Genomic DNA, 26,421 nt, shown 5'->3' with positions numbered 1-26,421 from the left:
GTGATGGCGCACGGTTGCCAATCCCGAGTCCGGTGTGATGGATCGACGGGTGCGCACCGACAGCCGCCTCTCCCGAACGCTCCATGTGCTGCTTCACATGGCGCGCCACGACGGACCGATGACGTCCGAGGCGATCGGGCGGATGCTCGGGACGAATCCCGTGGTCGTCCGCCGCACGATGGCCGGGCTCCGGAACGCGGGCTACGTGACGTCGGAGAAGGGGCACGGCGGCGGATGGACCATCGCGGCGGACCTGAACGCGGTCTCGCTGCTCGACATCCACCGCGCGGTCGGCGGGCCCCGCATCTTCGCGATCGGCAGCGATCGCGCGAACCCGGCCTGCGCCGTCGAGAAGGTCGTCAACGCGGCGGTCGAGGACACGCTGCGCGAGGCCGAGGCCCTTCTGATCACGCGGCTCGGTTCCGTCAGCCTCGCCGAGCTCGCGCGAAGCTTCGACGCCCGGTGCCGGTCCGAGGGGGCATCGGACACCTCGACCTGCGCGTGACGGCGGGCGCGGCGGCGGGCATCGCCGCGCGCGACCAGGCTCGCGGTCGGAACGGAGTGTCCGATCGCGGCGGGCGCTTGCCGCGCCGACGGTCGGGCGCCATGCTCCGCCTCGACGCGGACCAGCACGAGATGATCGGCCATGGGGCTTCTGGACGGATTGCTCGGACACGGCTCGGCCGTCGATGCGGCCTCCCTGGAGCGCCGGCTCGACGGCATCCTGATCGACGGCGAGACGGCGCGGCTCGCCTTCAAGATCATCCGGGACGTGTTCGTGTTCACCGAGCGCCGCGTCATCCTGATCGACGTCCAGGGCGTGACCGGCAGCAAGGTCGAGTTCCTGTCGGTGCCGTACCGCGCGATCGTGCGCTTCTCGGTCGAGACCGCCGGTACGTTCGACCTCGACGCCGAGTTGAAGATCTGGGTCTCGGGCGCGGCGGAGCCGATCCAGCGGACCTTGAAGAAGGGCGCGGACATCCGGGGCATCCAGCGGGCCCTGGCCGAAGGCGTGCTGCGCTAGCCCACGGCCCGACCGCGCGGATGTTGGCCCGCTCCGACCCGCGGCGAGCCGTCCACGGCACGCGACGGCAGGAGGCGACCTGCAGGAGGCGACCTGCCTACCGGACCACGCCCTTGACCCGCAGCGCGTCGCGCGCGCCCTCCGGATAGTCCAGCTCCTCGGCCAGGATCTCGGCGCTCGAATCCCCGAGGCCCGGCGGCATGCGCCGCACCGGCAGCCGGCGGCCGTCGAGCCGATAGGGCGGGGCGATGACGTGGGCATTGCCGGGCGCCGTCACCACCAGCCCGGCCTCCTGGGCCCGGTCGCAGGTGAGCGCCTCGCGCAGGCCCATCACCTCGCCGCAGGGGATGCCCGCGGCCCTGAGCCGCGCGATCAGCGGCGCGCGCTCCCACTTGGCGAGCTCCGCCTCCAGCACCGGGATGAAGGCGGCGCGGTTGCGCGATCGGTCGAGGTTGGTGGCGAAGCGCGGGTCGGCGACCCAGTCCGGCCGCTCCAGCACCTGCTCGCAGAATCGGCGGTACTGCCCGTTGTTGCCGACCGTGATCACCACCGGCCCGTCGCCGGCCTCGAACACCCCGTAGGGCACGATCGAGGGATGGGCATTGCCGTAGCGGGGCGGATCGATGCCCCGGGCCAGCGCCTCCAGGCCGTAATAGGAGGTCAGCGCGACACCGCAATCGAACAGAGCGAGGTCGATCGTCTTGCCCCGTCCGGTCCGCTCCCGCTGGTACAGGGCCGCCAGCACGGCCTGGGCCGCGAACTGCCCGGTGAACAGATCGACCGCCGCGACCCCGAACTTGAGCGGCGGCCCTCCAGCCTCGCCGTTGAGCGCCATCACACCGGATTCACCCTGCACGACGAGGTCGTAGCCGGGTCGTCCGGCCTCAGAGCCGTCGGAACTGTAGCCGGCGATCGAGCAGTAGATCAGGCCGGAATTCTCCGCCGACAGGTCGCCGTAGCCGAGGCCGAGCTTCTCGGCCCCGCCGGTCTTGAAGTTCTGCACCAGGACATCGCTCTCGCGCGCGAGCGCCTTGACGATCGCCAGCCCGTCCGGGCTGGCGAGATCGATACCGATGGAGCGCTTGTTGCGGTTCACGCTGTCGAAATACGAGGTGTTGCCGGGGCTCGTGGGCACGCCCCAGTCGCGGGTATCGTCGCCGCGCTCCGGGTGCTCGATCTTGATCACGTCGGCGCCGAGATCGCCCAGCACCTGCGCGCACCACGGCCCCGCCAGGACCCGGGACAGGTCGAGGACGCGGATCCCGGCGAGCGGCAGGTCGTCGGTGGCGGATTCGGCATCCATCGCGGACATCCTCAGGCTCCCATGACGCCGTCGAGGCTGCGGACGGCTGCGATGAGTCTCGGGCGCGCCACCTCCATGAGGAAGCGTGCGTCGGTGATGACGGTGGGGGCGCCGCAATTGACCGACATGGGCGGCAGGCCGCCGCCGGGATGGAACCCCACCGCGATGGCGCAGACGGTTTCCTGCCACTCGCCGAACGAGGTGCAGCAGCCGATCTCCCGATGCTCGGCCACGGCCCGGTCGAGACCGGCCCGGAGCGCGGGCCAGGCGACCGGGTCCAGGGCCTTCAGGTCCTCGTAAATGCCCTCGCGCTCGCGATCCGTGCAGATTGCCACGTAGGCCCGGCCCATGGCGCTGCGGGCGAGGGAGATGCGCGAGCCGGTATCGAGGTTGAGCGAGATCGCCGCCGGGCCGCGCTGGCAATCGACGTAGCGCATGCTGAGACGGTCGCGGACGCCGAGTCCCACCGAGGCGTTGGCGGCTTCGGCCACGGCGCGGAGCACGGGCCGGGCGATGCCGCGGACGTCGAGGCCTCCGAGAGCCGCCGAGCTGAGCGCGATCGTCGCCGTGCCGAGGCGGTAGCGGCCGATCTCGGGCAAATGCTGCAGGTAGCCGAGCTTGGTCAGCGTGTAGGTGAGCCGTGATACGGTGGAGCGCGGCAGGCCGCAGGCCTCCGCGATGTCGTGGTTGGCGAGGCTCGTGCGCCCCGGACCGAAGCAGGCCAGCACCGACAGCCCCCGCGCGAGGGCCGTCACGAAGTGCCGGTCCTCCTTCGCGCCGAGTCCGGCGGTGTCGGGATCGGCCAGCAGGGCCGCGTCCGCATCCATCCGCGCCCTCATCGGTGCAGGAACGCCGCGAAGGCCGCCTGCGCCTCCGGGGCGCGGCGGAGCGCGTGGAAGACCTCCGCCTCCTCGCCGAACGTCCGGGCGACAGCTTCCTCGTGGCCACGGCGCAGGGCCTGCTTGGTAGCGGCGATCGAGGACCGGGGCAGGGCCGCGAGCGCGCGCGCCTTGCCCAGGGCGGTCTCCAGCGCCGTCCCCGCCGGGACGGCGGCGTTGACGAGGCCCGCCGCGGCGGCCTCCGCGGCCGTGAAGGGCTCGCCGAGCATCAGGAGTTCGGCGGCGCGCTTCGAACCCGCCACCAGGGGCAGCAGGTAGCTCGATCCGCCCTCCGGGCTCAGGCCGAGCGCCGTGAAGGGCAGGCGGAACCGGGCGCCGTCCCCCGCATAGGCGAGATCGCAATGAAGCAGCAGCGTCGTGCCGATCCCGACCGCATGGCCCTCCACGGCCGCCACGACTGGCGTCGGGCAGGCGCGCAGAGCCTTGAGGAAGGTCAGGCCGGGGCTGTCGCCGCCGGTCTCGACGTCCTGAAAATCCTTGAGATCGTTGCCGGCGGTGAAGCAGCCGCCGGCGCCGGTGAGCACGACGGCGCGCACCGCAAGGTCCCGGGCCACGGCCACGATGGCCGCGGTCAGGCCCGCATAGGTCGCCCGATCGAGGGCGTTGCGCCGCTCCGGCCGGTCGATGGTGATGAGCCGGATCCCGGGCTCCGGGTCGGCGACGCGCAGGTTCGGGGGGGCGGATTCACACATCACAGTCGCGCCCCCGTCTCCCGAGCAGGCCGCTGTCCCCTCGCCGGACGGGCAACGGGCGGCGAGAGGCGGATGCACCCGGACGCTCACGGCACGGCCTCGCCCGCGTATTCCGCCGACAGGCCGGCCATCCGCCCCCGCGCCGCCGCGTATTCCCGCGCGAGACGGGCCACGAGGTCGGCGGTGGCCGGCGCGTCCGCGATGGTGCCGACGCCCTGGCCCGCGCCCCAGACGTCCCGCCACGCCTTCACGCCGCCGCTGCCGAAATTCATCGCGGTCTTGTCGCGCACCGGCAGCGCCTCGGGATCGAGCCCGGCGGCGCGGATGCTGGGCGTCAGGTAGTTGCCCGGCACGCCGGTGAAGTAGGGGGTGTAGAGGATGTCGGCGGCCGCGCTGCCGGCGATCATGTCCTTGTAGGCGGGGGCGGCGTTCGCCTCCCGGGTGGCGATGAACCGGGTGCCCATGTAGGCGAGGTCGGCCCCCATGGCCTGGGCGGCCAGGATCGCCGCGCCCGAGGTGATCGCCCCCGAGAGGATCAGCGGACCGCCGTAGAACCGCCGGATCTCACCGACGAGGGCGAAGGGGCTCAGCGTGCCGGCATGCCCGCCCGCGCCGGCGCAGACGAGGATCAGCCCGTCGACCCCGGCCTCCAGCGCCTTCTCGGCATGGCGCACGGTGGTGACGTCGTGGAAGACCACGCCGCCATAGGCGTGAACCGGGCGGATCACCGCGTCGGGCGCCCGCAGCGAGGTGATGATGATCGGCACCCGGTGCCGGACGCAGGCCTCGACGTCCTGGGCCAGCCGGTCGTTGGACGCGTGGACGATCTGATTCACCGCGAAGGGCGCGACCTTGCACGACGGGTCGGCCGCCCGGGCCTCCGCCAGCGTTCGCGTGATCCGCGTGAGCCATTCGTCGAGCAGAGCGGCGGGCCGGGCATTGAGCGCCGGGAACGAGCCGACCACGCCGGACAGGCACTGGGCGATCACCAGTTCCGGCCCGGAGACGATGAACATCGGCGCGCAGATCACCGGCAGGGCGAGGCGTCCGCGCAGGGCTTCGGGCAGGCGCCCGGACAGGGTCTGCTCGGGACCGTCGCTCACCGCCCGCTCCCTGCCGCCCGATTCCGCGCCGGACAGGCGCTCCCGGGCCGCTCGCCCCGATGGATGCCACGCACCGCGATCCTCCCCTGCTTCGGGCAGCCCGATCATCGCTCACCCGGCGGCGACCGCAACTGAGTCCCGCCCGGGGCCGTTTTGATGACATGGCGCCGGGGCGCGGGTCAAACGGAAGCATCCGTTGATTTCTGCAATGCAGAATGATCGGTTCGGAGATGACGTCAGCCGCAGACGAGTCACGACCTTCGCTTGACGCTCGCGTCGACCCGGACCAACATTCAACCAACGTGCAGACCATTATTCTGCATTGCAGAATGACAGGGAGTGTTGTGTGGTTCGTCAGGAGGTCGATGGCGGCGTGGCCGTGCTCACGCTCGCCAACCCGCCGGTCAACGCGCTCGGTGCCGCGTTGCGGGCCGCCCTCGACGGGGCCCTGGACCAGGCCATCGCGGACGAATCGGTCCGCGCGATTGTGCTGGCCGCCGAGGGTAAGGTGTTCGTCGGCGGGGCCGACATCACCGAGTTCGGCAAGCCGCAGCAGCCGCCGAGCCTGCCCGACATCCTGGACCGCCTCGATGCCAGCCCGAAGCCCGTGGTGGCGGCCATCAACGGCGTGGCCCTCGGCGGCGGCCTCGAACTGGCGATGGCCTGCCACAGCCGCGTCGCGGCGCCGGCCGCCAAGATCGGGCTGCCGGAGATCAAGCTCGGGATCATCCCGGGGGCGGGGGGCACGCAGCGCCTGCCGCGCCTGATCGGCCCCGACGCCGCCTTCCCGATGATGCTCACCGGCGAGCCCGTCTCCGCCGAGAAGGCGGCGGCGCTCGGCATCATCGACGCCGTGGTCCTGGGCGACCTCGTGGCGGAGGCCCGGACCCGGGCCCTGGAGCTGGCCGATGCGGGCCGCCTCCCGCGGGTGCGCGACCGGTCGGAGAAGCTCACGCCGGAGGCCCGGGAGCGGTACGAGAGCCTGGCCGCCGAGGCGGTGAAGCGGGATCCCGACGCCACCAACGTCCACGCCCTGGTGCGGGTCGTGCGCGCCGGCCTGGAGCAGGATTTCGACGCCGCCGTCGCGGTGGAGCGGGCCGAGTTCCGCACCCTGGTGGAGGATCCGCGCTCGAAGGCCCTGCGCTACGCCTTCTTCGCCGAGCGCGAGGCGGCCCGCGTCCCCGGCCTGCCGAAGGACACGCCCCGCCGCCCCGTCCGGACGGCGGCGGTGATCGGCGCCGGCACGATGGGCGGCGGGATCGCCATGTGCTTCGCCAATGCCGGCATCCCCGTGACGGTGATCGAAACGGAGGCCGGTGCCCTGGAGCGCGGTCTCGACCGGGTGAGGGGCCTCTATGCCGGCTCGGCCAAGCGCGGCTCGATCACCGAGGCGCAGCGCGACGAGCGGGTCGGCCGGATCACGGGGGCGATCGGCCTGGAGAACGCCGCGGAGGCCGACATCGTCATCGAAGCAGCTTTCGAGGACATGGGCGTCAAGCGGGAGATTTTTTCCAAGCTCGACGCCATCGCCAAACCGGGCGCGATCCTGGCCACCAACACCTCCTATCTCGACGTGAACGCCATCGCGGCGGTGACTGGCCGGCCGCAGGACGTGCTCGGCCTGCACTTCTTCAGCCCGGCCAACGTCATGCGCCTCGTCGAGGTGGTCCGGGCCGAGAAGACCAAGCCGGACGTGCTCGCCACCGCCCTCGATCTCGGCAAGCGCCTCAACAAGCTGCCGGTGACGGTGGGGGTCTGCTTCGGCTTCGTCGGAAACCGCATGCTGGAGCGCCGCAGCCGCGCCGGCGAGCGCCTGCTGCTTGAAGGGGCGCTGCCGCACGAGGTCGACGCGGCGGTGACCGGTTTCGGCTTCCGGATGGGCCCCTTCGCCATGAGCGATCTCGCGGGGCTCGATATCGGCTGGCGCTCGCGCAAGGATTTCGGAGGCCGGGCGCCGGTCGCCGATTCGCTGGCCGAGCAGGGCCGCTACGGCCAGAAGACCGGCCGCGGCTTCTACCTCTACCCGGACGGCGCCCGCACCGGCACCCGCGACCCGGACGTGGAGGCCCTGATCGCCCGCGTCGCCGCCGAGCACGGCATCGCGCGCCGCAGCTTCACGCCGGACGAGATCGTGGCGCGACTGATGTACCCGATGGTCAACGAGGGCGCGCGGATCCTGGAGGAGGGCGTCGCGGCCCGTCCGAGCGACATCGATACGATCTGGATCAACGGCTACAACTGGCCGGCCTGGCGCGGCGGCCCGATGCACTGGGCCGATACGGTCGGGCTGAAGACCATCGCCGAGGCACTGTCGCGCTTCGCGGCCGAGACCGGGGACGACAGCCAGGAGCCGGCCCCGCTCCTGAAGCGCCTCGCCGCCGAGGGCGGCCGCTTCGCCGAGTGGAAGGCTTCGGCCTGATGCCGTTTCGGCTTGCGCACACCAAGTCCCGGCTTCGAAAGGTCCGGGACCTTTCGCGGGTGCAGGGCAGCGCCCTGCTGACGGCCGAGGCCGCATCCGTCGGGGCCTCGCCCCGACACCCCACCAAAGGGCGTGACGCCCTTTGGGAACCCCAGAGGATTCCGGCATGACCGACGCGGTGATCGTCGCGACCGCTCGCACGCCCATCGGCAAGGCCCATCGCGGCGCGCTGAACCTCACCCGCGGCGCCGATCTGGCCGCCCACGCGATCCGCGGCGCCCTGGACCGGGCGCGGCTGGAGCCGGAGGCGGTCGAGGAGGTGGTGCTCGGCTGCGGCTATCCGGAGAACGCCACGGGCGGCAACGTCGCCCGCCACGCCGCCCTGGTGGCGGGGATCCCGGTCGAGTCGGCCGGCGTCACGGTCTCGCGCTTCTGCGCCTCGGGCCTGGAGGCGATCGCCAGCGCGGCGCGCCGGATCATCCTCGACGGCGTGCCGGTGGCGGTCGCGGGCGGGGTCGAGTCGATCAGCCTCGTCCAGCCGAAGGTTCAGCGGGAGCTGACCCGCAACGCGTGGCTGGAGGCCCACCTGCCGGCGATCTACATGCCGATGATCGAGACCGCCGACATCGTGGCGGAGCGCTACCGGATCTCCCGGGAGGCGCAGGATCTCTTCGCCCTGGAGAGCCAGCGCCGCACCGCCGCCGCGCAGGAACGCGGATTGTTCGACGACGAGATCGTCCCGATGAGCACCGTCATGGCGGTGACCGACAAGGCCACCGGCGAGACCCGGGAGGTCGAGACCCGGCTCGCCAAGGACGAGGGCAACCGGCCGGACACGACCCTGGAGGGTCTCGCCAAGCTCAAGCCCGTGCGCGGGGAGGGCGCCTTCATCACGGCGGGCAATGCCAGCCAGTTGTCGGACGGGGCCTCGGCCTCGGTGCTGATGTCGGCCGCCGAGGCGGCGCGGCGGGGCCTGACGCCGCTCGGAACCTTCCGGGGCTTCGCCTCGGCCGGCTGCGGGCCGGACGAGATGGGCATCGGCCCCGTCTTCGCGGTGCCGCGGCTCCTCGAACGGCAGGGTCTGCGCGTCTCCGACATCGACCTGTGGGAGCTGAACGAGGCCTTCGCGTCCCAGTCGGTCTATTGCCGCGACCGGCTCGGGATCGACCCGGACACGGTCAACGTCAACGGCGGCGCCATCGCGGTCGGCCACCCGTTCGGCATGTCGGGGGCGCGGCTCGTGGGCCACGCCCTGCTGGAAGGCCGCCGCCGCGGCGCGCGCTACGCCGTGGTGACCATGTGCGTCGCCGGCGGCCAGGGCTGTGCCGGCCTGTTCGAGATCGCCCGGAGCTGAATCGATGGATCTGCGCTTCACCGACGAGGAAATCGCGTTCCGCGACGAGGTCCGGAACTTCTGCCGGACGGAGATCCCGGCCGAGATCCGAAAAAAGGTCTCGGAGGGGCGCAGCCTCTCGAAGGACGACTACGTCACCAGCCAGCGGATCCTCAACGCCAAGGGCTGGGCGGTGCCGCACTGGCCGCAGGAATTTGGCGGCCGGGATTGGACCCCGATCCAGCGCTACATCTACACGGAGGAGCTGTTCCAGGCGGCGGTACCCCTGCCGCAGCAGTTCAACTGCTACATGTTCGGCCCGGTGCTGGCGACCTTCGGCCGGCAGGACCAGAAGGAGCGCTTCCTCCCGCGCGCCGCCAATCTCGACGATTGGTGGTGCCAGGGCTTCTCCGAGCCCGGGGCCGGCTCCGACCTCGCCTCGCTGAAGACCAAGGCCGTGCGCGACGGCGACCACTACGTCGTGGACGGCCAGAAGACCTGGACGACGCTCGGCCAGCACGCCGACTGGATCTTCTGTCTCGTCCGCACCGATTTCGAGGCCAAGAAGCAGCGCGGCATCTCATTCCTGCTCATCGACATGAAGAGCCCAGGCATCACCGTGCGGCCGATCCTCACCCTGGAGGGCCGGCACGAGGTCAACGAGGTCTTCTTCGATTCCGTGCGCGTGCCGGTGGAGAACCTCGTCGGCGAGGAGAACAAGGGCTGGGACTACGCGAAATTCCTGCTCGCCAACGAGCGCACCGGCATCGCCCGGATCGGGCTCACCAAGGAGCGGATCGCCCGGATCAAGCGCCTCGCCCGGGAAATGCCGGCCGGACCCGGCACGATGTGGGACGATCCCGCCTTCCGGTCCCGCGTCGCGGAGGTCGAGGTCGAGCTGAAGGCCCTGGAGATCACCCAGATGCGGGTGGCGGCCAAGCAGGGCCGGGCGGATTCGGTGGAGCCGGACCCCGCCTCCTCGCTCCTCAAGATCCGCGGCTCGCAGCTCCAGCAGGCGGCGACGGAGCTGCTGGTGGAGCTCGCCGGGCCGTTCGCGCTCGCCGCCCCGGCACGCGGGGCAGGGGCCAACAACCTGCCCGGGGGCTTCGACTGGGTCGATGCGGCGGCGCCGAGCTACTTCAACAACCGCAAGGTCTCGATCTACGGCGGTTCGAACGAGATCCAGCACAACGTCATCGCCAAGGGCATTCTGGGGTTGTGAGACGATCCCGGATCCGCTCGCAGGCTTGAGAAACGCGGCGGTCGCGGCCTCGGCTCTCCCTCCCCCCCTCTGCGGGGGAGGGTGGCCCCCGAAGGGGGTCGGGAGAGGGGAGCGACGTTTCAGGACGCGGCACGCCCTTCATGCCGGTCGCGCCCTGTCCTGCAGCCGGGTTCCCCTCTCCCGGCCCCTGCTGACGCAGGGGCCGCCCTCCCCCGCAGAGGGGGGAGGGAACGTCCGAGGACACCACCATGGATTTCGATCTGAACGAGGACCAGTCGCTCCTGCGCGACAGCGTCGAGCGGCTGGCCGCCGATCTCTACCCGTCCCTGGAAAGCCGGCAGGCCCGGCTCAAGGCGCCGCTCGGCTTCCCCGCGGAGGGCTGGGCGGCTTTTTCCGAACTCGGCGTCACGGGACTGCCCTTCTCGGACGAGGACGGCGGCCTCGGCGGCGGCCCGGTCGAGACCATGCTGGTCATGGAGGCGGTCGGCCGCAACCTCGTGGTCGAGCCGCTGCTGGCGAGCCTCGTTCTCGGCTCGACGGCCCTGCGGCTCGGCGGCAGCGCCGCGCAGAAGGCGCGCCTCGTTCCCGACTTGGTCTCCGGTGACCTGCGCCTGACCCTCGCCCACACCGAGCGCCAGTCCCGCTATGACCTCGCCGACGTGGCGACCACGGCCCGACGCTCCGGCGACGGTTTCGTGCTGAGCGGGGCCAAGAGCGTCGTACCCAACGCCGACGCGGCCGGCCTGATGGTGGTCTCCGCCCGCGTGTCGGGGGAGCGGCGCGACGCGCAGGGGATCGGCCTGTTCCTGGTCCCGGCCGACGCCGCCGGCGTCGCGATCGAGGCCTACCCGACGCAGGATGGCGGCCGGGCCGCGGAGGTGTCCTTCTCGGAGGTACAGCTGCCCGGCGACGCGGCGCTGGGCGATCCCGAAGCCGGCCTGCCGCTGCTGGAGCGGGTGGTGGAGCACGGGATCGCGGGGCTCGCCGCCGAGGCGGTGGGCTCCATGGACGCGCTCCACACGCTCACGGTCGAGTACCTCAAGACCCGCAAGCAGTTCGGCGTCAGCGTCGGCTCGTTCCAGGCGCTGCAGCACCGGGCGGTGGACATGCTGATTCAGCTGGAGCAGGCCCGCTCGATGGCCCTCTACGCCGCCATGATGGTCGACACGCCGGATGCGGCGGCGCGTGCGGCGGCCCTATCGGCCGTGAAGGTCCAGATCAACAAGGCCTGCCGGTATGTCGGCCAGGAGGCCGTGCAGCTCCACGGCGGCATCGGCATGACCCTCGAGTATATCGGCGCCCACCACTTCAAGCGGCTCGCCATGATCGAGTACCAGCTCGGCGACACCGCCCATCACCTGCGCCGCATCACGCAGGACGCGAACGGACTGCTGGCGGCGTAACCCACGCGGACAAGGGGCTTCCAAAGGGCGTGCCCTTTGGTGGGGTGTCGGGGTGAAACCCCAACGAACAGGTCTCCGCCCCAGGCAGGGGAGGCGGAGACCTTTTGAAACCGCCTTCAGACCGTCGAGCGGTCAGTTGAACAGCGAGCCGACCCCGCCCTGCACCCGGCCGAGGCCGGCGCGGGCGACGGAATTGTTCGGATCGATCGTCGCTGCGCGCTGGTAGTTCTCCATCGCCTCCTTGCGCTGGCCCGACTTCTCGTAGGCCAGGCCGCGATAGGCCCAGGAGGTGGCGTCCTTGTTGTTGACGTTGAGGGCCGCGTTGTAGTCCTCGATCGCCTTCGGGTACTGGTTCGTGGCGATCAGGCTCTGGCCGCGTGCGGCGTAGGGCGCGGACTTGAAGGGGTCGCGGTCGATGGCGGCGTCGAAATCGGCGATCGCCTGCGTGTCCTGACCCTGCTTCTGCCGCACGAGGCCGCGGGCATGATAGGCCTCGGCCGATTCCGGCATCAGCCGGATCGCGACGTTGAGGTCGTTGAGCGCCTGGTCGAGGTTGCCCTGGGCGCGCTCGACATTGGCGCGGCCGATATAGGCCGGGCCGTAATTCGGATCGATCCCGATCGCCTTGGTGAAGTCCTGCAGGGCAGGGCCGTCGCGGCCGATCTGGCGGCTCGCCAGGGCGCGGTTGTTGTAGGCGGAGGCGGAGTTCGGATCGAGCTGGATCGCCTTGGTGAAGTCGGCGATGGCATCGTTGAACTGGCCGGCGCGGGCATAGGCGGCGCCGCGGGTGTTGTAGGCGGCCGCGTCGTTCGGGTTGCGCTGCACGACCTCGGTCAGGGAGGCGATGTTGACGTTCGTGGCCCCCGTGGTGTCCTTCTCGAGGACCGCGTATTGCCGCGGGCCGGCCGCGCTCCCGACGGTCTCGCAGCCCGCGAGGCCGGCGGCCGAGACCATGGCTGCGCCGATCAGTGCCGTCTTTCGTCCCAGCCCGTTGCGTACGTTCATTGCCCCACTCTCCCCGAGGCGTCGCCCGCCTTGCGCGTGCCCGCCTCGCCCCTCACAGTCCAAGAGCCCGCGCCGTGCGCCGGGCACGCCCGAATCCGGGGCACCGTCGCGCATCACGGTGAAGGCCGGCTTAAGAAGCGCCGCGTCGTGATCCGGCCCCCGCCCGTCCCGGGGACGAAGGCGGTACAGGCGGAATCGATCGACAGCATTCGGAACCGACCACGCTGTGGTGGAAGCGGTGGGATGTGGCGAAGGTATGGCTCGACGGTTCCGGGACGCCGCAGGCGGGCTTCCGACCGCCATGCGACGATGCAGGTGTGCCTTCGAAGCCTCAGGAACCGGCCGGGACGGGCCCGAGGCGGGTCACGTGACCCATCTTCCGGCCGGGACGCGCCTCGCCCTTGCCGTAGAGGTGCAGATGGGCGCCGGGCTCGGCCAGCAGGGCGTGCCAGTCGTCGGCCTGGGCACCGATCAGGTTGCGCATCTCCACCGGCAGGCCGCCGACCCGGCCCGGATCGCCCAGCGGCCAGCCGCAGACGGCCCGCACGTGCTGGGCGAATTGCGAGGTCAGCGCCCCCTCGCTGGTCCAGTGACCGGAATTGTGGACCCGGGGCGCGATCTCGTTGACCACGAGCCGCTCCGCCCCGTCCTCGCGGACGAGGAACATCTCGACGGCGAGGACGCCGACATAGTCGAGGGCGTCGGCGATCCGACGGGCGATCTCGAGGGCGATGCGTCCCGTCTCCGGGGCCACGCCCGGGGCCGGCACCCGCGTCAGAGCGAGGATGTGATCGCGGTGCTCGTTCTCGCACAGGTCGTAGGCCGCGAAGCTGCCGTCGCGCCCGCGGGCGCCCACCACGGAGACCTCACGCTCGAACGGCACGAAGCCCTCCAGGATCAGCGGCGCGCCGCCGAACTCGGCGAACAGGGCGTTGCGGTCGCCCTCGGCCCGCTCGCGGAGCATGCGCTGCCCCTTGCCGTCGTAGCCGAAGCGGCGGGTTTTGAGCACCGCCGGCAGGCCGATCACCTCGATCGCCCGGTCGAGATCGTCGGGCGTGTCCACCGCCCGGAACGGCGCCGTCGGGATGCCCAGCCCGTTGATGAATTCCTTCTCGGAGAGGCGGTCCTGCGTGGTCGAGAGCGCCCGCGCGTTCGGGTGCAGGGCGGCGTGCCGGGCCAGGATGTCGGCCGTGGCGTGCGGGATATTCTCGAACTCGTAGGTCACGACATCGACGCTGCGCGCGAAGGCGGCCAGCGCCTCGGCATCGTCGTAGGCCGCGCAGGTGGTCCGGGCGGCCACGTCGAAGGCGGGGCTGTCCGCGTCGGGGGCGTAGACGTGCGCCTTGAGGCCGTAATCGGCCGCCGCCAGCGCGATCATGCGCCCGAGTTGGCCTCCACCGACGATGCCGAGGGTGGAGCCGGGGCCGAGGATCTTGTCCGTCACGCGTTCTCTTCCGTCACCGGCCGTTCGGCCACCGAGGCGGTCTGGGCCGCGCGCCACGCCTCCAGGCGCTCCGCCAGATCCGGATCGGAGAGCGCCAGGACGGCGGCGGCGAGCAGGGCCGCGTTGATGGCCCCGGCCCGGCCGATCGCCAGGGTCCCCACCGGGATGCCCGCCGGCATCTGGACGATCGAGAGGAGGCTGTCCTGGCCAGACAGGGCCTTGGATTCCACCGGGACGCCGAAAACCGGCAGGCGGGTCATCGCGGCCGCCATGCCGGGCAGGTGCGCGGCGCCGCCCGCCCCCGCGATCACGACCTTGAGGCCGGCCGCGACCGCGCCTTTGGCGAAGGCCACGAGCCGGTCCGGCGTGCGGTGGGCCGACACGATGCGCGCGTCGTAGGGTACGCCGAGGGCATCGAGCGTCTCGGCGGCATGCCGCATGGTCGCCCAGTCGGACTGGCTGCCCATGATGATCGCGACCGGAGGCGACGCCATCGTTGATCCCGGAAAAAGAGGGCGCTTACAGGCGGTGCGGGCCCGCGGCAAGGCGCGGCCCGAAGACGTCCACCGGCATCAGGCGATGATGTCCGGCGTGAGCGCGTCCTCGATGTGGAAGATGCGGTCACGCAGGGTGAGCTTGCGCTTCTTCAGACGCTGGATCTGGAGCTGGTCGCCAGCCACGCTGCGCTCCAGCGCCTCGATGGCACCGTCGAGATCCCGGTGCTCCTCGCGCAGCCGCGCCAGTTCGCCCAGGAGGTCCGACTGCGCACTCTCACCCGCCTCGTCCGCCATCGTCACCTGAGGACCCGAAGACCGTTCATGGCCCGAGAGCATGCGTCACGCTCCGGCGCCGGACAAGACGGCGCGGTAAGCAATCATCAGACTTAGCAGCAGAAAACGCTTCGACAGGTCCGGCATCTTGTGCCAATCTCGGTGTGTCGAAACGATGACAGGAGATTCGGCTCATGTCGCTGCAGACGCATCTGAACCAACTCGCCCGGAAGCACGAAGCCCTCGAGCGTGAGATTCAGGAAGCGATCCACAGGCCTTCGGCGAACGACCTTCACATCGCCGAGATGAAGCGACGGAAACTCCTTCTCAAAGACGAGATCAACAGGCTGCAGGCGAACGGCAATACGCTGCACTGAGCCCCTGATCCGTCCGCACGGATAGCAGAAACGGCACGACAGCTGCCGCCGCATCGGGAGACCGGTGCGGCGGTTTTGCGTTCTGCGACCGCCCGTTTGGAGAAACGGCCGCCTGGGGATCGCCGATCCGGGCGGGCGTCGTGCTCTCGCGGATGTGACCCCGGAGCCTTGGCGACGGGGCGCCTGCCGCGCCCGCACGCCCGGGGATCGAAACAGACGACCCGCGACCTCCCGGCAGATGCATTTCCCGCCGGGCACGCCGAGGCGCCCGGCTTCGAAGCCGCCGATCCGGGATGCATCCGGCGAACGCGTCACGGAGCACCCCGATCGCGCGAGCGAAGGCGCGTGGGGGTTCCGGCGACCCACAACCGGCCTCGCACCCGCGGAAGAATGCGCTACTCTGGGCCCCGCCGCCGGAGAGCGGCCCGCGAGGAAACGCCGAACCGATGACGAGAGCCAGCCTGCCGGGCCGCTACCCGGACATCTACGACTCGGCCCGCCGCGACCCGGAGGCGTTCTGGCTCGGCGCGGCGCAGGCGCTCGACTGGGCGGACGTCCCGCAGCGGGCCTTCGCGCCGGATTCCGGCCCCTACGGCCGCTGGTTTCCGGACGGCACCCTGAACGCCTGCCACAATGCCGTGGACCGTCACGCCGACGGAGCGCGGGCGGATCAGGTGGCGATCCGCTACGATTCGCCCGTCACCGGGACCAAGCGCAGCATCACCTACCGCGCGTTGCGCGACGAGGTGGCGGTACTGGCCGCCGTCCTCGCCGGCCTCGGCGTCGGCAAGGGCGACCGGGTGATCCTCTACATGCCGATGGTGCCCGAGGCCCTGTTCGGCATGCTGGCCTGCGCACGGCTCGGCGCGGTGCATTCGGTCGTGTTCGGCGGCTTCGCGGCCAACGAGCTGGCGGTGCGGATCGAGGACGCGGCGCCGAAGGTGGTGCTCGCCGCCTCCTGCGGGATCGAGCCGAACCGCGTGGTCGCCTACAAGCCGCTCCTCGACGCGGCGATCGCGGCCTCGCGCCACAAGCCGGAAGCCTGCCTGATCCTGCAGCGCCCGCAGGCCGCCGCGACGCTCATGCCGGAGCGGGACCGCGACTGGGCCGAGACCGTGGCGGCCGCCCGTGCGGCGGGGCAGCGGGCGGCCTGCGTGCCGGTCGCCGCCACCGACCCGCTCTACATCCTCTACACCTCCGGGACGACCGGGAAGCCCAAGGGCGTGGTCCGCGATACCGGCGGCTACCTCGTCGCCCTCGCGTGGTCGATGCCGAACCTCTACGGCGTCCAGCCCGGCGAGACCTATTTCTGCGCCTCCGACATCGGCTGGGTCGTCGGGCACTCCTACATCGTCTACGCGCCGCTCCTGCACGGCTGCACCACGGTCCTGTACGAGGGCAAGCCGGTGGGCACGCCGGATGCCGGCGCATTCTGGCGGGTCGTCGCCGAGTACGGGGTCGTGTGCCTGTTCACCGCGCCGACGGCGCTGCGGGCCATCAAGAAGGAGGATTCCGCCGGCGCCCGGATCGCCGATTACGACCTCTCCGCCTTCCGCAGCCTGTTCCTCGCGGGCGAGCGCGCCGATCCCGATTCGGTCGCCTGGGCCGAGCGGGTGCTGAACCGGCCGGTGATCGACCATTGGTGGCAGACCGAGACCGGCTGGCCGATCGCCGGCAACCCGATGGGTCTCGGCCTCCTGCCGGTGAAGCACGGTAGCACCTGCGTGCCGATGCCGGGCTACCAAGTCGAGGTGCTGGACGAGGGCGGCAAACCGGTCCCGGCCGGGACCATGGGCACCATCGCGATCCGCCTGCCCCTGCCCCCCGGCTGCCTGCCGACGCTCTGGGGCTCGGACGCGCGCATGCGGTCGAGCTACCTTTCCACGTTCCCGGGCTACTACGACACCTCGGATGCCGGGGTGATCGACGCGGACGGCTACATCACGGTGCTGGGACGCACCGACGACATCATCAACGTCGCCGGGCACCGCCTGTCCACTGGCGGCATGGAGGCAGTGCTGGCGGGCCATCCGGACGTGGCCGAGTGCGCGGTCATCGGCATCCGGGACGCCTTGAAGGGCGAAGTCCCCTGTGGCTTCGTGGTGCTCAAGGCCGGCGTCGACCGGCCGACCGAGACGATCGAGCGGGAACTCGTGGCCAAGGTGCGCGACGAGATCGGCCCCGTGGCGGCATTCAAGCTGGCCCTCACCGTGCCGCGGCTGCCCAAGACCCGGTCGGGCAAGATCCTGCGGGCCACCATGAAGCGCATCGCCGACCACGAGCCCTGGACGATGCCGGCGACGATCGACGACGCAGCGGCCCTCGACGAGATCGACGAGAGCCTGAAGGGACGGGGAATCGGCGCCGATTGAAGGGCCGGACGGTCCCGCGATCGGGACAGGCGCCGAGTCCAGGCGGCTCTCCCCGCGCGGCGCCGGGTCACGGCGCGGCCCAACCGCATCCTGCGGGTAGAGCCGCAGCGGCGGTGAGGGGGGCGATGCAGGATGCGGCCGCCCTGACCCGCCGTCGCCCCTCTGCGGCCGCCGCGCTCAGCGCGCCTGCCTGATCCGCAGATTTCCGCCCGGCGCCACTGCCCCGGGAACGCGAGTGCGGCCTCCCCCACGCTCAGGGGAGAGGCGACGGGTGGGGGCGGGGCAGATGGCACCGCACCGCTCGAGCCTGCGCCATTCCGCACGGGATCTGCGACCTCGTTCGCCGCCCCCCGGGGAGGCGACGATCGCCGCATCGCCACCCTGGCACGCTCTGGGACGCCGCCACTCCCCGGTGAGAGCGCGCGCGGGCTGCCGGGCAGGTTCCCGGGCCGCATGACAGGCGTGCGCGGCGCCGCCGCCGGTCTCGATACGCCAACGCCCATTGCGCTTCGGATGCCCATAACCATCTCTAGACCATCCGACGGGATGGCCTGGAGATGTTTCGACGATGACCGACACCGCGCGCGACCTCCGTCCGAAGGTGCCGGACAGCGAGAAGATCACGGTCAATCTCGGCTTCGTCGATCTCGGGCGCGTCGACCTGATGGTCCGCGACGGCTTCTACGCCAACCGGGCCGACTTCATCCGCACGGCCGTGCGCAATCAGCTGGACCGGCAGGAGGAGGCGGTCCGGCAATCGGTGGCGCGGCGCCAGCTCCGGCTGGGGCTCTCGCACTTCTCCCGCGCGGACCTGGAAGCGGCTCGGGATGCCGGCTCGCCCCTGCACATCCAGGTCCTGGGCCTCGCCACGATCGCCGCCGACGTCACCCCCGAACTGGCGCGGGCCGCGATCGCGTCCGTGGAGGTCCTGGGTGCCTTCCAGGCCAGCGCCGCCGTCAAGGCGGCACTGGCCGACCGGACCACCTGACCGTCCGCGCCCCGGTCGCGCGGAATCTCCACCCGAACCACGCCGTATGAGGATCCTCCCCATGTTCCGTTTCCCCAAGATTGACCCGTCGAAGCTCGACCTCTCGGCGTTCGGAATGCCGCAATTCGACCCGCACGCCTTCGGATCCGCGACGGCGAAGGGCAGGGGAACGGGGCCAGGAACCGGGCGAGGAACCGGGGCAGCGGACCGGACCGCCCGGATGCAGGACGCGATGGCGCGGTTCCGCCGCGGCCAGGAGGCCGCCGTCGCGCAATGGACCGAGGCACGACGCGGCATGGCAGACCGGCCCGGCACCGCCGGTCATGCCGAGCAGACCCTCGACATGGAGGCGCCGACGGCGGCCGGCGGTGCCTGGACGGCGCCGGATCAAGGCGGCGGTTCGCGACCAGGGACGGCCCCGGACCTGTCGGCGATGTTGCGCGCCCTGCGCGAGCGGCTGCCGAATGCCGGCCCGTCAGGCCGCCGCCCTGCCGCCGAAGTCCCGCCCGGGGCGCGGTTCGAGGATCGCGTTTTCACGGAGGCCGCCGGCAGCCGGGGCTACAAGGTCTACGTCCCGAGCGGCTACCGGGGTCAGGCTCTGCCCGTCATCGTGATGCTGCACGGCTGCACCCAGAACCCCGACGATTTCGCGGCCGGCACGCGGATGAACGCCCTGGCCGAGGAGCAGACGTTCCTGGTCGCCTATCCGGAACAGCCCCCGTCAGCCAACCTGCAGCGCTGCTGGAACTGGTACGCGGCGGGCGACCAAGTCCGCGAGGGCGGCGAGCCGGCGCTGATCGCCGGCATCGCCCGGTCGGTCGTGGCGGAGTTCTCGGCCGATCCCGGCCGGATCTACGCGGCCGGGCTCTCGGCCGGCGGCGCCGCGGCGGCGATCCTGGCGGCGACCTATCCGGACCTGTTCGCGGCCGTGGGCATCCATTCCGGGCTGGCCTGCGGGGCGGCCCGGGACATGCCCACCGCCTTCGCGGCCATGCAGGGGCAAGGGTCGGCACCGGGGCCGAATCGGCAGGCGGTCCCGACCATCGTGTTCCACGGCGACGGTGATCGAACCGTGCATCCCGTCAATGGCGATCGGGTCGCGGCGCAGGCCGTGCCGGCCCCGGGCCTGGACGAGACGGTCAGCCGGGGCACGAGCCCCGGGGGCATGGCTTATACCCGGACGGTCCGCAGCGACGTGACCGGCCGGCCGGTGCTGGAGCAGTGGGTTCTGCACGGGGCCGGGCACGCCTGGTCGGGCGGAAGCCCCGACGGATCCTACACCGATCCGCGCGGGCCCGATGCCAGCGGCGAGATGGTCCGGTTCTTCCTGGCGCAGGAAGGAGCATCCGCGGACCGTGCCTGATCGTGCCCCTGACCGTGGCGAGCGACGGCGCGGCCGGTCCGCCGCGCCGTCACCGTCGGGCGCTCAGGAGGGTGTCAATCGGCGTCCGAATCGTCGGCGTCATCCTCCAGGCCGGCGGGGGCCGATCGGTCCAGCGCCGGCGCGTAGGCGTCCTGCGTCGCATTCGTCGACACCGACGCCGGCACGCTCCGCGCGTTCGGGTCGGTCGGGATCAGGGTCGCACTGGCCGCGACGAGGCCGGCCATCGAGCGGACGTCCTGGGGCTGGCGCGGATCGCGGGAGATCAGCGTGGCCTCCCGCTGCAGACGGAGATTGCAGGCCTGCGAGGGCAGCCCGCCATTCGGCGTGCAGGCATCGTGGCGGGCGCAGGCGGCGTCGAGGGCATCGATCGGCGGCAGCGGGGCGTTGTTGCCCGGACCGCAATAATTGCCGTGAACGAGCATCTTGGGTCCGCCGAAGGCGGCCGGCTGGGCATATGACGGCGCCGCGAGGGCGGCGCAGCCGGCGGCCAGAAGGAGCGAGGCGGCAAGTTTCGTGATCATCATTCAGGACCTCGGGCGATCTCGCCCCCTCAGGCGGTTCGCGTCGTGGCGACAGCGTCAGAAACGGTCAGCCGCATCGGCGAGTTCCCGAACCCCCAGCCGCAGGGCTGACCTGCCGCAGCGCGCTGGCCGGCGCGGCCGTCCTGCGCCAGATTGACCGGACGCATCCGGAGCCACCCATGACTGCACGCCTGTTCGAACCGCTGGTTCTCGACGCGCTCACGCTCGAGAACCGCATCCTGATCGCCCCGATGTGCCAGTATTCGGCCCGGGACGGCGAGGCCACCGACTGGCACATGATGCATCTGGGCCAGCTCGCCATGTCGGGGGCGGGCCTGCTCACCCTGGAGGCGACCGCGGTCTCGCCGGAGGCCCGGATCACCGCCTGGGACCTCGGCCTGTACAACGACGGCTGCGAGCGGGCGCTCGGCCGCGTGCTCGACGCGGTGCGCGAATACGCGCCGATCCCGATCTGCATCCAGATCGCCCATGCCGGCCGCAAGGCATCGAGCGCGGCGCCCTGGGCCGGCGGCCAGCAGATCCCGCCGGAGCATCCCTATGGCTGGCGCACCGAGGCGCCCTCGGCGGTGGCGCACGGGGAGGACGAGGTCCCACCCCATGCCCTCGACGCCGCCGACCTGAAGCGCGTCCGCGACGAGTTCGTTGCGACCGCCAAGCGGGCGGTCCGGCTCGGCATCGAGGCCGTGGAGTTGCACGGCGCCCACGGCTACCTGCTGCACCAGTTCCTGTCGCCGATCGCCAACAAGCGCACGGACGCCTACGGCGGCAGCCTCGAGAACCGCATGCGCTTCCCCCTCGAGGTCTACGACGCGGTGCGCGACGTCGTCCCAGCGGGCAGCCCGGTCTGGCTGCGCGTCTCGGCCACCGACTGGGTCGAGGACGGCTGGGACCTCGACGAGACCGTGGCGCTGGCCCAGGCGCTGAAGCGCGCGGGCTCGCCGGCGCTCCACGTCTCGACGGGCGGCGTCTCGCCGAAACAGGCGATCAAGCTCGGGCCGGGCTACCAAGTGCCCTATGCCGAGCGGATCAAGGCCGAGACCGGGCTCACCACCATCGCGGTGGGGCTGATCACGGAAGCCCGGCAGGCGGAGACGATCCTGCAGGAGGACAGGGCGGACGCGATCTCGCTGGCCCGCGCCATGCTGTACGATCCGCGCTGGCCCTGGCACGCGGCCGCCGAACTCGGAGCCCGCGTGCGGGCGCCCAAGCAGTACTGGCGCTCGCAGCCGCGGGAGTACAAGGACCTGTTCAAGGACACGGCCTTCGGGCAGCGCTGAGGCCACCCTTAGCGCGGCAACGCCCCGACGAGCGGCCCCAGAGGCCGGCTGATGTCGGCGCGGCCGAGATTCGGCGCGTAGAGGCTCGAGACCGAGCCGTCGAGGAACAGGGCGTTGCGGCAGCCGAGATCGTCCCGGAACAGCCGCGCGAAGGCCCCGAAGGTCACCGGGCGCTCGGAAATGGCGAAGATCGCGACGTGCCCGTCGCCGGGCACGCCGACGCCGTTGCGGATCTTCTGGCTCGGCCCGTCGGCGGCGATCTTCGGGTGGATCTGGCCGTCGATCACCAGCATCGGTCCGGACTGCGTGGCGAAATCCGGGCGCATCTTCGCGCGGAGATAGCGGGCGGTGTCGGCCACTCCGGCGCGCTCGCCCTTCACCCAGAAGATCCCGTTGGGCTTGAGGTGGAAATTGCCCGGCCCGTCCGCCGTGGAGGCGCGCTTCAGCTCGTGGCCGTCCTCAATGTAGAGGCCCACCGGCGCCTGGTCCTTGTCGTACATGCCGGCATTCATCGCGAAGGCGAGACGGCCGCCCTGCTTCTCGGCGAGGGTGCCGAGGGCGCCGTAGGGCTTTCCGTCGTTCGAGAGCCAGAACAGCCGCAGCCGCTGCCGCCGCAGGTCGATGGTGCAGACCGTGAAGGTCTCGCCCTGCGCCTCCAGCGGCCGGCACGGTTCCGCCGCCGCCGGGGTCGCCGCCCGGGCCGGGGCCGCCAAGGCGAGCAGCGCGATCAACAGGGCGTGAGCCGGTCGCAACATCATCATTCGTTCCATGCAGCTCGGGGACGGCGAGTCGGGGACGGCGAAGCTAGATCGGCGCGCGTCTCGCTCTGGAAAGCGGCGATTTTCGTGTCTCGGCCCGACCGGGACGCGTCAGGGGATCTCGCGTGGATCTCGCGGCTCCGCGCCGCGGGGCGGGGCTGGACCGTTTTGCCGATTCGCACGTTCTTAGCCGCAGAGGGCATTTTTTCCACGGAGATGACGTGATGAAGGGTGCAGTGCTCGGATCGGCCCTGCTGGCGGCGGGTGCCCTGGTTCTGGCGCCGGCCAGCGCGGACGCGCGCGGCTTCGGCGGCGGCGGCTTCCATGGCGGCGGCTTCGGAGGCGGCTTCCACGGGGGCGGATTCCACGGCGGCGGCTTCGGCGGCGGCGGCTTCCGTGGCGGCGGGTTCGGGGGATTCCGCAACGGCGGCTTCGGCGGCGGCTTCCGCGGCGCCGGCTTCCGTCCGGGCGGCTTCGGCTACGGCCGCGGCTTCTACGGTCGGGGATACGGCTGGCGGGGCGGCTACGGCTATCGCGGCGGCTACGGCTACGGCCTCGGCGGCCTGGGTCTCGGCGTCGGGCTCGGCCTCGCGGCCGGCAGCCTCTACGGCGGCTATGGCTACGGCTATCCGGGCTACGGCTACGGCGGCTACTACGCGCCGGCCGCCTACGATTACGGCTACGGCGGCGGCTGCTACACCGTCCCGCGGGTGCGCTGGACCCCCTACGGCTACCGCCGGGTCCTGGTCGAACGCTGCTACTGAGCGTCATCGACAGCGAAAAGAATGGGACAGGCCGCCTCCGGGCGGCCTTTTCCTTGCGTGGCCCGCCGCATCGTTGGACAGCTCAGCCTGGGACGCCGATACTGGTATCCGGCGGCGGGAGACGGTGATGAGTTCAGCAACCGGGCAGGGGCGCGCGGCCGTGGAGGTGGTCGAGATCCGCGACGCCAGCCTCACCGCCTTCTATCGTTCGATGACCCCGCCGGAGCGGCACACCTTCTGGGCCTGCGCGGCCGGCTGGTGCCTCGACGGCATGGACTTCATGATCTACCCGCTGGTGATCGGGACGATCATGGCCCTCTGGCACGTGGATGCCGGCACGGCCGGTCTCGCCGCCACGGTGACGCTGCTGGCCTCGGCGCTGGGCGGCTGGCTCGCGGGCTTCATCGCCGACCGGATCGGCCGGGTTCTGACCCTGCAGATCACCATCCTGTGGTTCTCCTTCTTCTCCCTGCTCTGCGCCTTCGTGCAGAATTTCGAGCAGCTCCTCGTGGCCCGGGCGATCCTGGGCCTCGGCTTCGGCGGCGAGTGGGCGGCCGGCGCCGTGCTGATCGGCGAGACCATCCGGGCCGAGTATCGCGGCCGGGCGGTCGGCTCCGTCCAGTCCGGCTGGGCCATCGGCTGGGGGCTGGCGGTCCTGTCGCAGGCGGTGACCTTCTCGCTGCTGCCCCCCGAGATCGCCTGGCGCTGGATGTTCGCGGTGGGCGCCCTGCCGGCCCTGCTGATCTTCTACCTGCGCCGCTACGTCCAGGAGCCGCAGGTCGCCGCCGAGACCCGCGCCCGGGCCATCGCCACCGGCGACCGGCCGAAGATCTGGGAGATTTTCTCCGGGCCGATCCTCAAGACCACCCTGCTCGCCTCGCTGGCGGCGGCGGGCTGCCAGGGCGGCTATTACGCGATCACCACCTGGGTGCCGCGCTTCCTCACCACCGAGCGCGGCCTGTCGGTGGTGTCCTCCACCGGCTACCTCGCGGCGCTGATCATCGGCTCGTTCACCGGCTACCTGGTCGGCGCCTGGCTCGCCGACCGGCTCGGGCGGCGGCCGCTGTTCCTGATCTTCTCGCTGGGCGCCATCGCGGTGATCGTCGCCTACACGCAGATCCCGCTCTCCAACAGCGTGCTCTGGGTGCTGGGCTTCCCCCTCGGGTTCTTCGCCTCCGGCTACTTCTCCGGCATGGGCGCCTTCCTGACCGAGCTCTACCCGACCCGCCTGCGCGGCTCGGGGCAGGGCTTCTGCTACAATTTCGGCCGGGGCGTCGGCGCGCTGTTCCCGGCGCTGGTCGGCTTCCTCGCCGAGCGCGCCGGCCTCGCCTCGGCCATCGCGATCTTCGCGGCCATCGCCTACGGGATCTTCTTCCTGGCGGCCTTCGCCCTGCCCGAGACCCGCGGCCGGGTCCTGCACGCGGATACCTGACCATGCCGGAGATCCGAGACTGCCCCGCCCCGGATCCGCATCCGGGCGGGCCCACCCGCTACCGGGTGCCCGCCGGCGCGGTCGACACCCACGCCCACGTGATCGGCCTGCCGCCGGCCTATCCGCTGGTGGCCGACCGCAGCTACACGCCCCCGGCCGCCCCGGCGGACCGGTATCTCGCGATGCTCGACGCCACCGGCATGGCCAACGGCGTACTGGTCCAGGTCAGCGTCCACGGCACCGACAACCGGCTGATGGTGGAGACGCTCCGGGCCAACCGGGAGCGTCTGCGCGGCATCGCGGTGATCCCGCTCGGCCTGCCCGACGGGGAACTCGCCGCCCTCAAGGAGGCCGGAGTGGTCGGCCTGCGGCTCAACGTTCTGTTCGGCGGCGGGGTCGGGCTGGATCAGGTCGAGTCCTACGGGGCGCTCGCCCGCGAGATGGGCTGGCACCTCCAGTTCCTGCTCGATGCCCGTGGACTGCCGCCCATCGCGGGCCGCCTGTCGCGGCTGCCGGTGCCGCTGGTCTTCGACCATATGGGCCATATGCCGACCTCGGCCGGCGTGGACCATCCGGGCTTCCGGGCGCTGCTCGGCCTCGTCGCCGACGGCAACTGGGTGAAGCTGTCGGGCGCCTTCCGGGATTCCGTGACCGGTCCGCCCTACGCCGACACGATCCCGTTCGCCCGCGCCCTCAACGACGCCGCCCCCGAGCGCTGTCTCTGGGGCTCGGACTGGCCGCACGTGGCCGCCTGGGATGGGCCGCCCCGGACCGCGACGCTCCTCGACCTGATGGCCGACTGGGTGCCGGACGCGGATCGGCGCCGGATGGTCTTCGCCGACAACCCGCGCCGGCTCTACGGATTCGGGTAGGGCAGGGGTTCAACGCCGGCCGAAGACCATGCCGTCTGCGCGCGCGGAATTCGTTCGCGCTGCCGGCGAGGCGGGGGACCCGGTCAAACCCGCAGGTCGACGCTCAGTCCCTGTCCGGGGGGCGCCGGGGGACTGGCGTTCGCCGCGCTCTGGGCGCTGTCCGCGACGAGCCCGGCGACCGCCTTGTCGGCCGCGAGCTGCTGCTTGGCGACGGCGATGCCGATCTGCTGGTTCTGGGACGAGCCCAGCATCTGAACGGCGGTGGCGGCCAGGGTATCCATGGCCCTGTTCTAATCCTCCCGCCTGAATCCCGCGTTACGCAGATCCGGGGCTTTCGAGCGAATCCGGATCAATCGCCCCGGACGGCACCGCGGGCGGCCTGCCGTCAGAAGCTCGGCGGCGTGCAGGCGCTCACCACCTCGCAGGGGTTGGGCCCGACGCAGCGGAACCGGTGCGGGCGGCGGCTGTCGAAGCTGTAGGCGTCGCCGGGGCCGAGGATCCGGCGCTCGGCGTCCACCGTCACCTCCAGGCGGCCGGAGAGCACGATGCCACCCTCCTCGCCCTCGTGGGAGAGCGGCACCCGGCCGGTATCGGCCCCGGGCTCGTAGCGCTCCTTGAGGATCTGGAGCTTGCGGCCGAACAGGCTGTCGCCGACCTGGCGGTACGAGATCGCCCCCTTGGCGGCCCGGCGGCCGATCTCGGTCAACTCCTCGGCGGCGAAGAACGCCTTGCGCTCCGGCTCCGGCTCCAGGGCGAAGAACTCGGCCATGCCGATCGGCACCCCATCGAGGATCCGCTTGAGCGCACCCACCGACGGGTTCACCCGGTTCGCCTCGATCAGCGAGATCGCCGAGTTGGTCACGCCGGCGCGCTTGGCGAGCGTCCGCTGCGACAGGCCGTGGCGGGCGCGCACGAAGCGCAGGCGCGCGCCGACATCGATGCTCATCCGGCGCGGGCCCGTTTCAGGTGTTGCGGATCCCGCAACGGTGCCACCCGCGGCCCCATTCCTGCAAGGGGTTGGCGGCGACCAGAAAAGGA

General features: G+C 71.6%; 26 protein-coding genes. 14 read left to right on the top strand and 12 right to left on the bottom strand.

Annotated elements, in window-relative coordinates; genetic code table 11:
* The first annotated feature begins 49 nt into the window (after nt 1-49).
* Nucleotides 50-505, top strand: coding sequence for an Rrf2 family transcriptional regulator (locus PQI07_RS33355; RefSeq protein ID WP_053609163.1), 456 nt, complete (start codon nt 50-52; stop codon nt 503-505).
* Between the two features lie 141 nt (nt 506-646).
* A complete protein-coding gene (locus PQI07_RS33350) occupies nt 647-1,024 on the top strand; it encodes a PH domain-containing protein (protein WP_043345852.1) in 378 nt (125 codons plus the stop codon).
* Between the two features lie 97 nt (nt 1,025-1,121).
* Here PQI07_RS33350 and PQI07_RS33345 read toward each other — a convergent pair whose 3' ends face one another.
* The 4 genes from PQI07_RS33345 to PQI07_RS33330 form a co-directional block, all read right to left on the bottom strand.
* The gene (locus PQI07_RS33345; RefSeq protein WP_274929014.1) at nt 1,122-2,327 is read right to left on the bottom strand and encodes a CaiB/BaiF CoA transferase family protein; all 1,206 of its coding nucleotides are present in this window, start codon (nt 2,325-2,327) and stop codon (nt 1,122-1,124) included.
* An 11-nt stretch (nt 2,328-2,338) separates the two neighbouring features.
* Nucleotides 2,339-3,154: an IclR family transcriptional regulator gene (locus PQI07_RS33340; protein ID WP_051976095.1), complete on the bottom strand. Its 816-nt coding sequence runs from the start codon at nt 3,152-3,154 to the stop codon at nt 2,339-2,341.
* Between the two features lie 8 nt (nt 3,155-3,162).
* Nucleotides 3,163-3,918: an enoyl-CoA hydratase-related protein gene (locus PQI07_RS33335; protein ID WP_274929013.1), complete on the bottom strand. Its 756-nt coding sequence runs from the start codon at nt 3,916-3,918 to the stop codon at nt 3,163-3,165.
* A gap of 86 nt (nt 3,919-4,004) precedes the next feature.
* Nucleotides 4,005-5,021 carry an NAD(P)H-dependent flavin oxidoreductase gene (locus PQI07_RS33330; protein ID WP_170861890.1) on the bottom strand — a complete coding sequence of 339 codons (1,017 nt, stop codon included), beginning with the start codon at nt 5,019-5,021 and terminating at the stop codon, nt 4,005-4,007.
* A 346-nt stretch (nt 5,022-5,367) separates the two neighbouring features.
* Between PQI07_RS33330 and PQI07_RS33325 the strand changes: the two genes are divergently transcribed.
* From PQI07_RS33325 to PQI07_RS33310, 4 genes are all read left to right on the top strand, one after another.
* A complete protein-coding gene (locus tag PQI07_RS33325) occupies nt 5,368-7,440 on the top strand; it encodes a 3-hydroxyacyl-CoA dehydrogenase NAD-binding domain-containing protein (protein ID WP_274929012.1) in 2,073 nt (690 codons plus the stop codon).
* A 166-nt stretch (nt 7,441-7,606) separates the two neighbouring features.
* Entirely contained in the window at nt 7,607-8,794 is a 1,188-nt protein-coding gene (locus PQI07_RS33320; protein ID WP_274929011.1) for an acetyl-CoA C-acyltransferase, read from the top strand.
* 4 nt (nt 8,795-8,798) lie between these two features.
* A complete protein-coding gene (locus PQI07_RS33315) occupies nt 8,799-9,995 on the top strand; it encodes an acyl-CoA dehydrogenase family protein (RefSeq protein ID WP_179698394.1) in 1,197 nt (398 codons plus the stop codon).
* Between the two features lie 248 nt (nt 9,996-10,243).
* Nucleotides 10,244-11,398: an acyl-CoA dehydrogenase family protein gene (locus PQI07_RS33310; RefSeq protein ID WP_274929010.1), complete on the top strand. Its 1,155-nt coding sequence runs from the start codon at nt 10,244-10,246 to the stop codon at nt 11,396-11,398.
* A 132-nt stretch (nt 11,399-11,530) separates the two neighbouring features.
* Here PQI07_RS33310 and PQI07_RS33305 read toward each other — a convergent pair whose 3' ends face one another.
* From PQI07_RS33305 to PQI07_RS33290, 4 genes are all read right to left on the bottom strand, one after another.
* A complete protein-coding gene (locus PQI07_RS33305; RefSeq protein WP_043347979.1) occupies nt 11,531-12,403 on the bottom strand; it encodes a tetratricopeptide repeat protein in 873 nt (290 codons plus the stop codon).
* A 331-nt stretch (nt 12,404-12,734) separates the two neighbouring features.
* A complete protein-coding gene (locus tag PQI07_RS33300; RefSeq protein ID WP_043383440.1) occupies nt 12,735-13,847 on the bottom strand; it encodes a 5-(carboxyamino)imidazole ribonucleotide synthase in 1,113 nt (370 codons plus the stop codon).
* Complete coding sequence (gene purE / locus PQI07_RS33295) at nt 13,844-14,341, bottom strand: 5-(carboxyamino)imidazole ribonucleotide mutase (RefSeq protein ID WP_043756154.1); 498 nt, start codon at nt 14,339-14,341, stop codon at nt 13,844-13,846. The genes PQI07_RS33300 and purE overlap by 4 nt, the downstream gene beginning before the upstream one ends.
* Nucleotides 14,342-14,419: 78 nt before the next feature.
* Nucleotides 14,420-14,680, bottom strand: a complete 261-nt coding sequence (locus tag PQI07_RS33290; RefSeq protein ID WP_078947082.1) for a YdcH family protein — start codon at nt 14,678-14,680, stop codon at nt 14,420-14,422.
* Between the two features lie 131 nt (nt 14,681-14,811).
* On the opposite strand from PQI07_RS33290, the gene PQI07_RS33285 reads away from it, so the two are divergent.
* The 4 genes from PQI07_RS33285 to PQI07_RS33270 all read left to right on the top strand — a co-directional run bounded on the left by PQI07_RS33285 (nt 14,812) and on the right by PQI07_RS33270 (nt 19,717).
* Nucleotides 14,812-14,994 carry a YdcH family protein gene (locus tag PQI07_RS33285; protein WP_043347966.1) on the top strand — a complete coding sequence of 61 codons (183 nt, stop codon included), beginning with the start codon at nt 14,812-14,814 and terminating at the stop codon, nt 14,992-14,994.
* Nucleotides 14,995-15,440: 446 nt separating this feature from the next.
* Complete coding sequence (locus tag PQI07_RS33280; protein WP_274929009.1) at nt 15,441-17,366, top strand: propionyl-CoA synthetase; 1,926 nt, start codon at nt 15,441-15,443, stop codon at nt 17,364-17,366.
* Between the two features lie 568 nt (nt 17,367-17,934).
* Nucleotides 17,935-18,354 (top strand): CopG family transcriptional regulator, encoded by a 420-nt coding sequence (locus PQI07_RS33275; RefSeq protein WP_075379812.1) that lies wholly within the window; start codon nt 17,935-17,937, stop codon nt 18,352-18,354.
* A gap of 220 nt (nt 18,355-18,574) precedes the next feature.
* The gene (locus PQI07_RS33270) at nt 18,575-19,717 is read left to right on the top strand and encodes an extracellular catalytic domain type 1 short-chain-length polyhydroxyalkanoate depolymerase (protein ID WP_446721012.1); all 1,143 of its coding nucleotides are present in this window, start codon (nt 18,575-18,577) and stop codon (nt 19,715-19,717) included.
* Between the two features lie 74 nt (nt 19,718-19,791).
* Here the strand turns inward: PQI07_RS33270 and PQI07_RS33265 are convergent, their stop codons facing one another.
* Nucleotides 19,792-20,262: a phospholipase A2 family protein gene (locus tag PQI07_RS33265; protein WP_051044695.1), complete on the bottom strand. Its 471-nt coding sequence runs from the start codon at nt 20,260-20,262 to the stop codon at nt 19,792-19,794.
* A 176-nt stretch (nt 20,263-20,438) separates the two neighbouring features.
* On the opposite strand from PQI07_RS33265, the gene PQI07_RS33260 reads away from it, so the two are divergent.
* A complete protein-coding gene (locus PQI07_RS33260) occupies nt 20,439-21,557 on the top strand; it encodes an NADH:flavin oxidoreductase/NADH oxidase (protein WP_043756162.1) in 1,119 nt (372 codons plus the stop codon).
* A gap of 8 nt (nt 21,558-21,565) precedes the next feature.
* Here PQI07_RS33260 and PQI07_RS33255 read toward each other — a convergent pair whose 3' ends face one another.
* Nucleotides 21,566-22,315, bottom strand: coding sequence for a phosphodiester glycosidase family protein (locus tag PQI07_RS33255; protein ID WP_274929007.1), 750 nt, complete (start codon nt 22,313-22,315; stop codon nt 21,566-21,568).
* Between the two features lie 224 nt (nt 22,316-22,539).
* Here PQI07_RS33255 and PQI07_RS33250 point away from each other — a divergent pair, with 224 nt between their 5' ends.
* The 3 genes from PQI07_RS33250 (at nt 22,540) to PQI07_RS33240 (ending at nt 25,383) form a co-directional block, all read left to right on the top strand.
* The gene (locus PQI07_RS33250) at nt 22,540-23,079 is read left to right on the top strand and encodes a hypothetical protein (protein ID WP_043383456.1); all 540 of its coding nucleotides are present in this window, start codon (nt 22,540-22,542) and stop codon (nt 23,077-23,079) included.
* A 127-nt stretch (nt 23,080-23,206) separates the two neighbouring features.
* The gene (locus tag PQI07_RS33245; protein ID WP_043383458.1) at nt 23,207-24,511 is read left to right on the top strand and encodes an MFS transporter; all 1,305 of its coding nucleotides are present in this window, start codon (nt 23,207-23,209) and stop codon (nt 24,509-24,511) included.
* 2 nt (nt 24,512-24,513) lie between these two features.
* Nucleotides 24,514-25,383 (top strand): amidohydrolase family protein, encoded by an 870-nt coding sequence (locus PQI07_RS33240; RefSeq protein ID WP_274929006.1) that lies wholly within the window; start codon nt 24,514-24,516, stop codon nt 25,381-25,383.
* Between the two features lie 83 nt (nt 25,384-25,466).
* Here PQI07_RS33240 and PQI07_RS33235 read toward each other — a convergent pair whose 3' ends face one another.
* Both PQI07_RS33235 and PQI07_RS33230 read right to left on the bottom strand, forming a co-directional pair.
* Entirely contained in the window at nt 25,467-25,664 is a 198-nt protein-coding gene (locus tag PQI07_RS33235) for a hypothetical protein (RefSeq protein ID WP_075379816.1), read from the bottom strand.
* Nucleotides 25,665-25,768: 104 nt separating this feature from the next.
* Nucleotides 25,769-26,329: a cupin domain-containing protein gene (locus PQI07_RS33230; RefSeq protein ID WP_012318079.1), complete on the bottom strand. Its 561-nt coding sequence runs from the start codon at nt 26,327-26,329 to the stop codon at nt 25,769-25,771.
* Nucleotides 26,330-26,421 lie beyond the last annotated feature (92 nt).

The sequence above is a fragment of the Methylobacterium sp. 092160098-2 genome, from assembly GCF_028920805.1.
Lineage (GTDB): Bacteria > Pseudomonadota > Alphaproteobacteria > Rhizobiales > Beijerinckiaceae > Methylobacterium > Methylobacterium fujisawaense.
Note: the sequence above shows the minus strand (reverse complement) of the source record. Positions and strands in the feature narration are given on the sequence as shown.

Coding starts and splice junctions, on each gene's coding strand:
- PQI07_RS33335 (WP_274929013.1), bottom strand. CDS start 3,918: ATGTGTGAATCCGCCCCCCCGAACCTGCGCGTCGCCGACCCGGAGCCC.
- PQI07_RS33275 (WP_075379812.1), top strand. CDS start 17,935: ATGACCGACACCGCGCGCGACCTCCGTCCGAAGGTGCCGGACAGCGAG.
- PQI07_RS33265 (WP_051044695.1), bottom strand. CDS start 20,262: ATGATGATCACGAAACTTGCCGCCTCGCTCCTTCTGGCCGCCGGCTGC.
- PQI07_RS33320 (WP_274929011.1), top strand. CDS start 7,607: ATGACCGACGCGGTGATCGTCGCGACCGCTCGCACGCCCATCGGCAAG.
- PQI07_RS33285 (WP_043347966.1), top strand. CDS start 14,812: ATGTCGCTGCAGACGCATCTGAACCAACTCGCCCGGAAGCACGAAGCC.
- PQI07_RS33235 (WP_075379816.1), bottom strand. CDS start 25,664: ATGGATACCCTGGCCGCCACCGCCGTTCAGATGCTGGGCTCGTCCCAG.
- PQI07_RS33250 (WP_043383456.1), top strand. CDS start 22,540: ATGAAGGGTGCAGTGCTCGGATCGGCCCTGCTGGCGGCGGGTGCCCTG.
- purE (WP_043756154.1), bottom strand. CDS start 14,341: ATGGCGTCGCCTCCGGTCGCGATCATCATGGGCAGCCAGTCCGACTGG.
- PQI07_RS33280 (WP_274929009.1), top strand. CDS start 15,441: ATGACGAGAGCCAGCCTGCCGGGCCGCTACCCGGACATCTACGACTCG.
- PQI07_RS33255 (WP_274929007.1), bottom strand. CDS start 22,315: ATGATGTTGCGACCGGCTCACGCCCTGTTGATCGCGCTGCTCGCCTTG.
- PQI07_RS33345 (WP_274929014.1), bottom strand. CDS start 2,327: ATGGATGCCGAATCCGCCACCGACGACCTGCCGCTCGCCGGGATCCGC.
- PQI07_RS33340 (WP_051976095.1), bottom strand. CDS start 3,154: ATGGATGCGGACGCGGCCCTGCTGGCCGATCCCGACACCGCCGGACTC.
- PQI07_RS33260 (WP_043756162.1), top strand. CDS start 20,439: ATGACTGCACGCCTGTTCGAACCGCTGGTTCTCGACGCGCTCACGCTC.
- PQI07_RS33230 (WP_012318079.1), bottom strand. CDS start 26,329: ATGAGCATCGATGTCGGCGCGCGCCTGCGCTTCGTGCGCGCCCGCCAC.
- PQI07_RS33290 (WP_078947082.1), bottom strand. CDS start 14,680: ATGCTCTCGGGCCATGAACGGTCTTCGGGTCCTCAGGTGACGATGGCG.
- PQI07_RS33240 (WP_274929006.1), top strand. CDS start 24,514: ATGCCGGAGATCCGAGACTGCCCCGCCCCGGATCCGCATCCGGGCGGG.
- PQI07_RS33270 (WP_446721012.1), top strand. CDS start 18,575: ATGCAGGACGCGATGGCGCGGTTCCGCCGCGGCCAGGAGGCCGCCGTC.
- PQI07_RS33315 (WP_179698394.1), top strand. CDS start 8,799: ATGGATCTGCGCTTCACCGACGAGGAAATCGCGTTCCGCGACGAGGTC.
- PQI07_RS33350 (WP_043345852.1), top strand. CDS start 647: ATGGGGCTTCTGGACGGATTGCTCGGACACGGCTCGGCCGTCGATGCG.
- PQI07_RS33310 (WP_274929010.1), top strand. CDS start 10,244: ATGGATTTCGATCTGAACGAGGACCAGTCGCTCCTGCGCGACAGCGTC.
- PQI07_RS33305 (WP_043347979.1), bottom strand. CDS start 12,403: ATGAACGTACGCAACGGGCTGGGACGAAAGACGGCACTGATCGGCGCA.
- PQI07_RS33245 (WP_043383458.1), top strand. CDS start 23,207: ATGAGTTCAGCAACCGGGCAGGGGCGCGCGGCCGTGGAGGTGGTCGAG.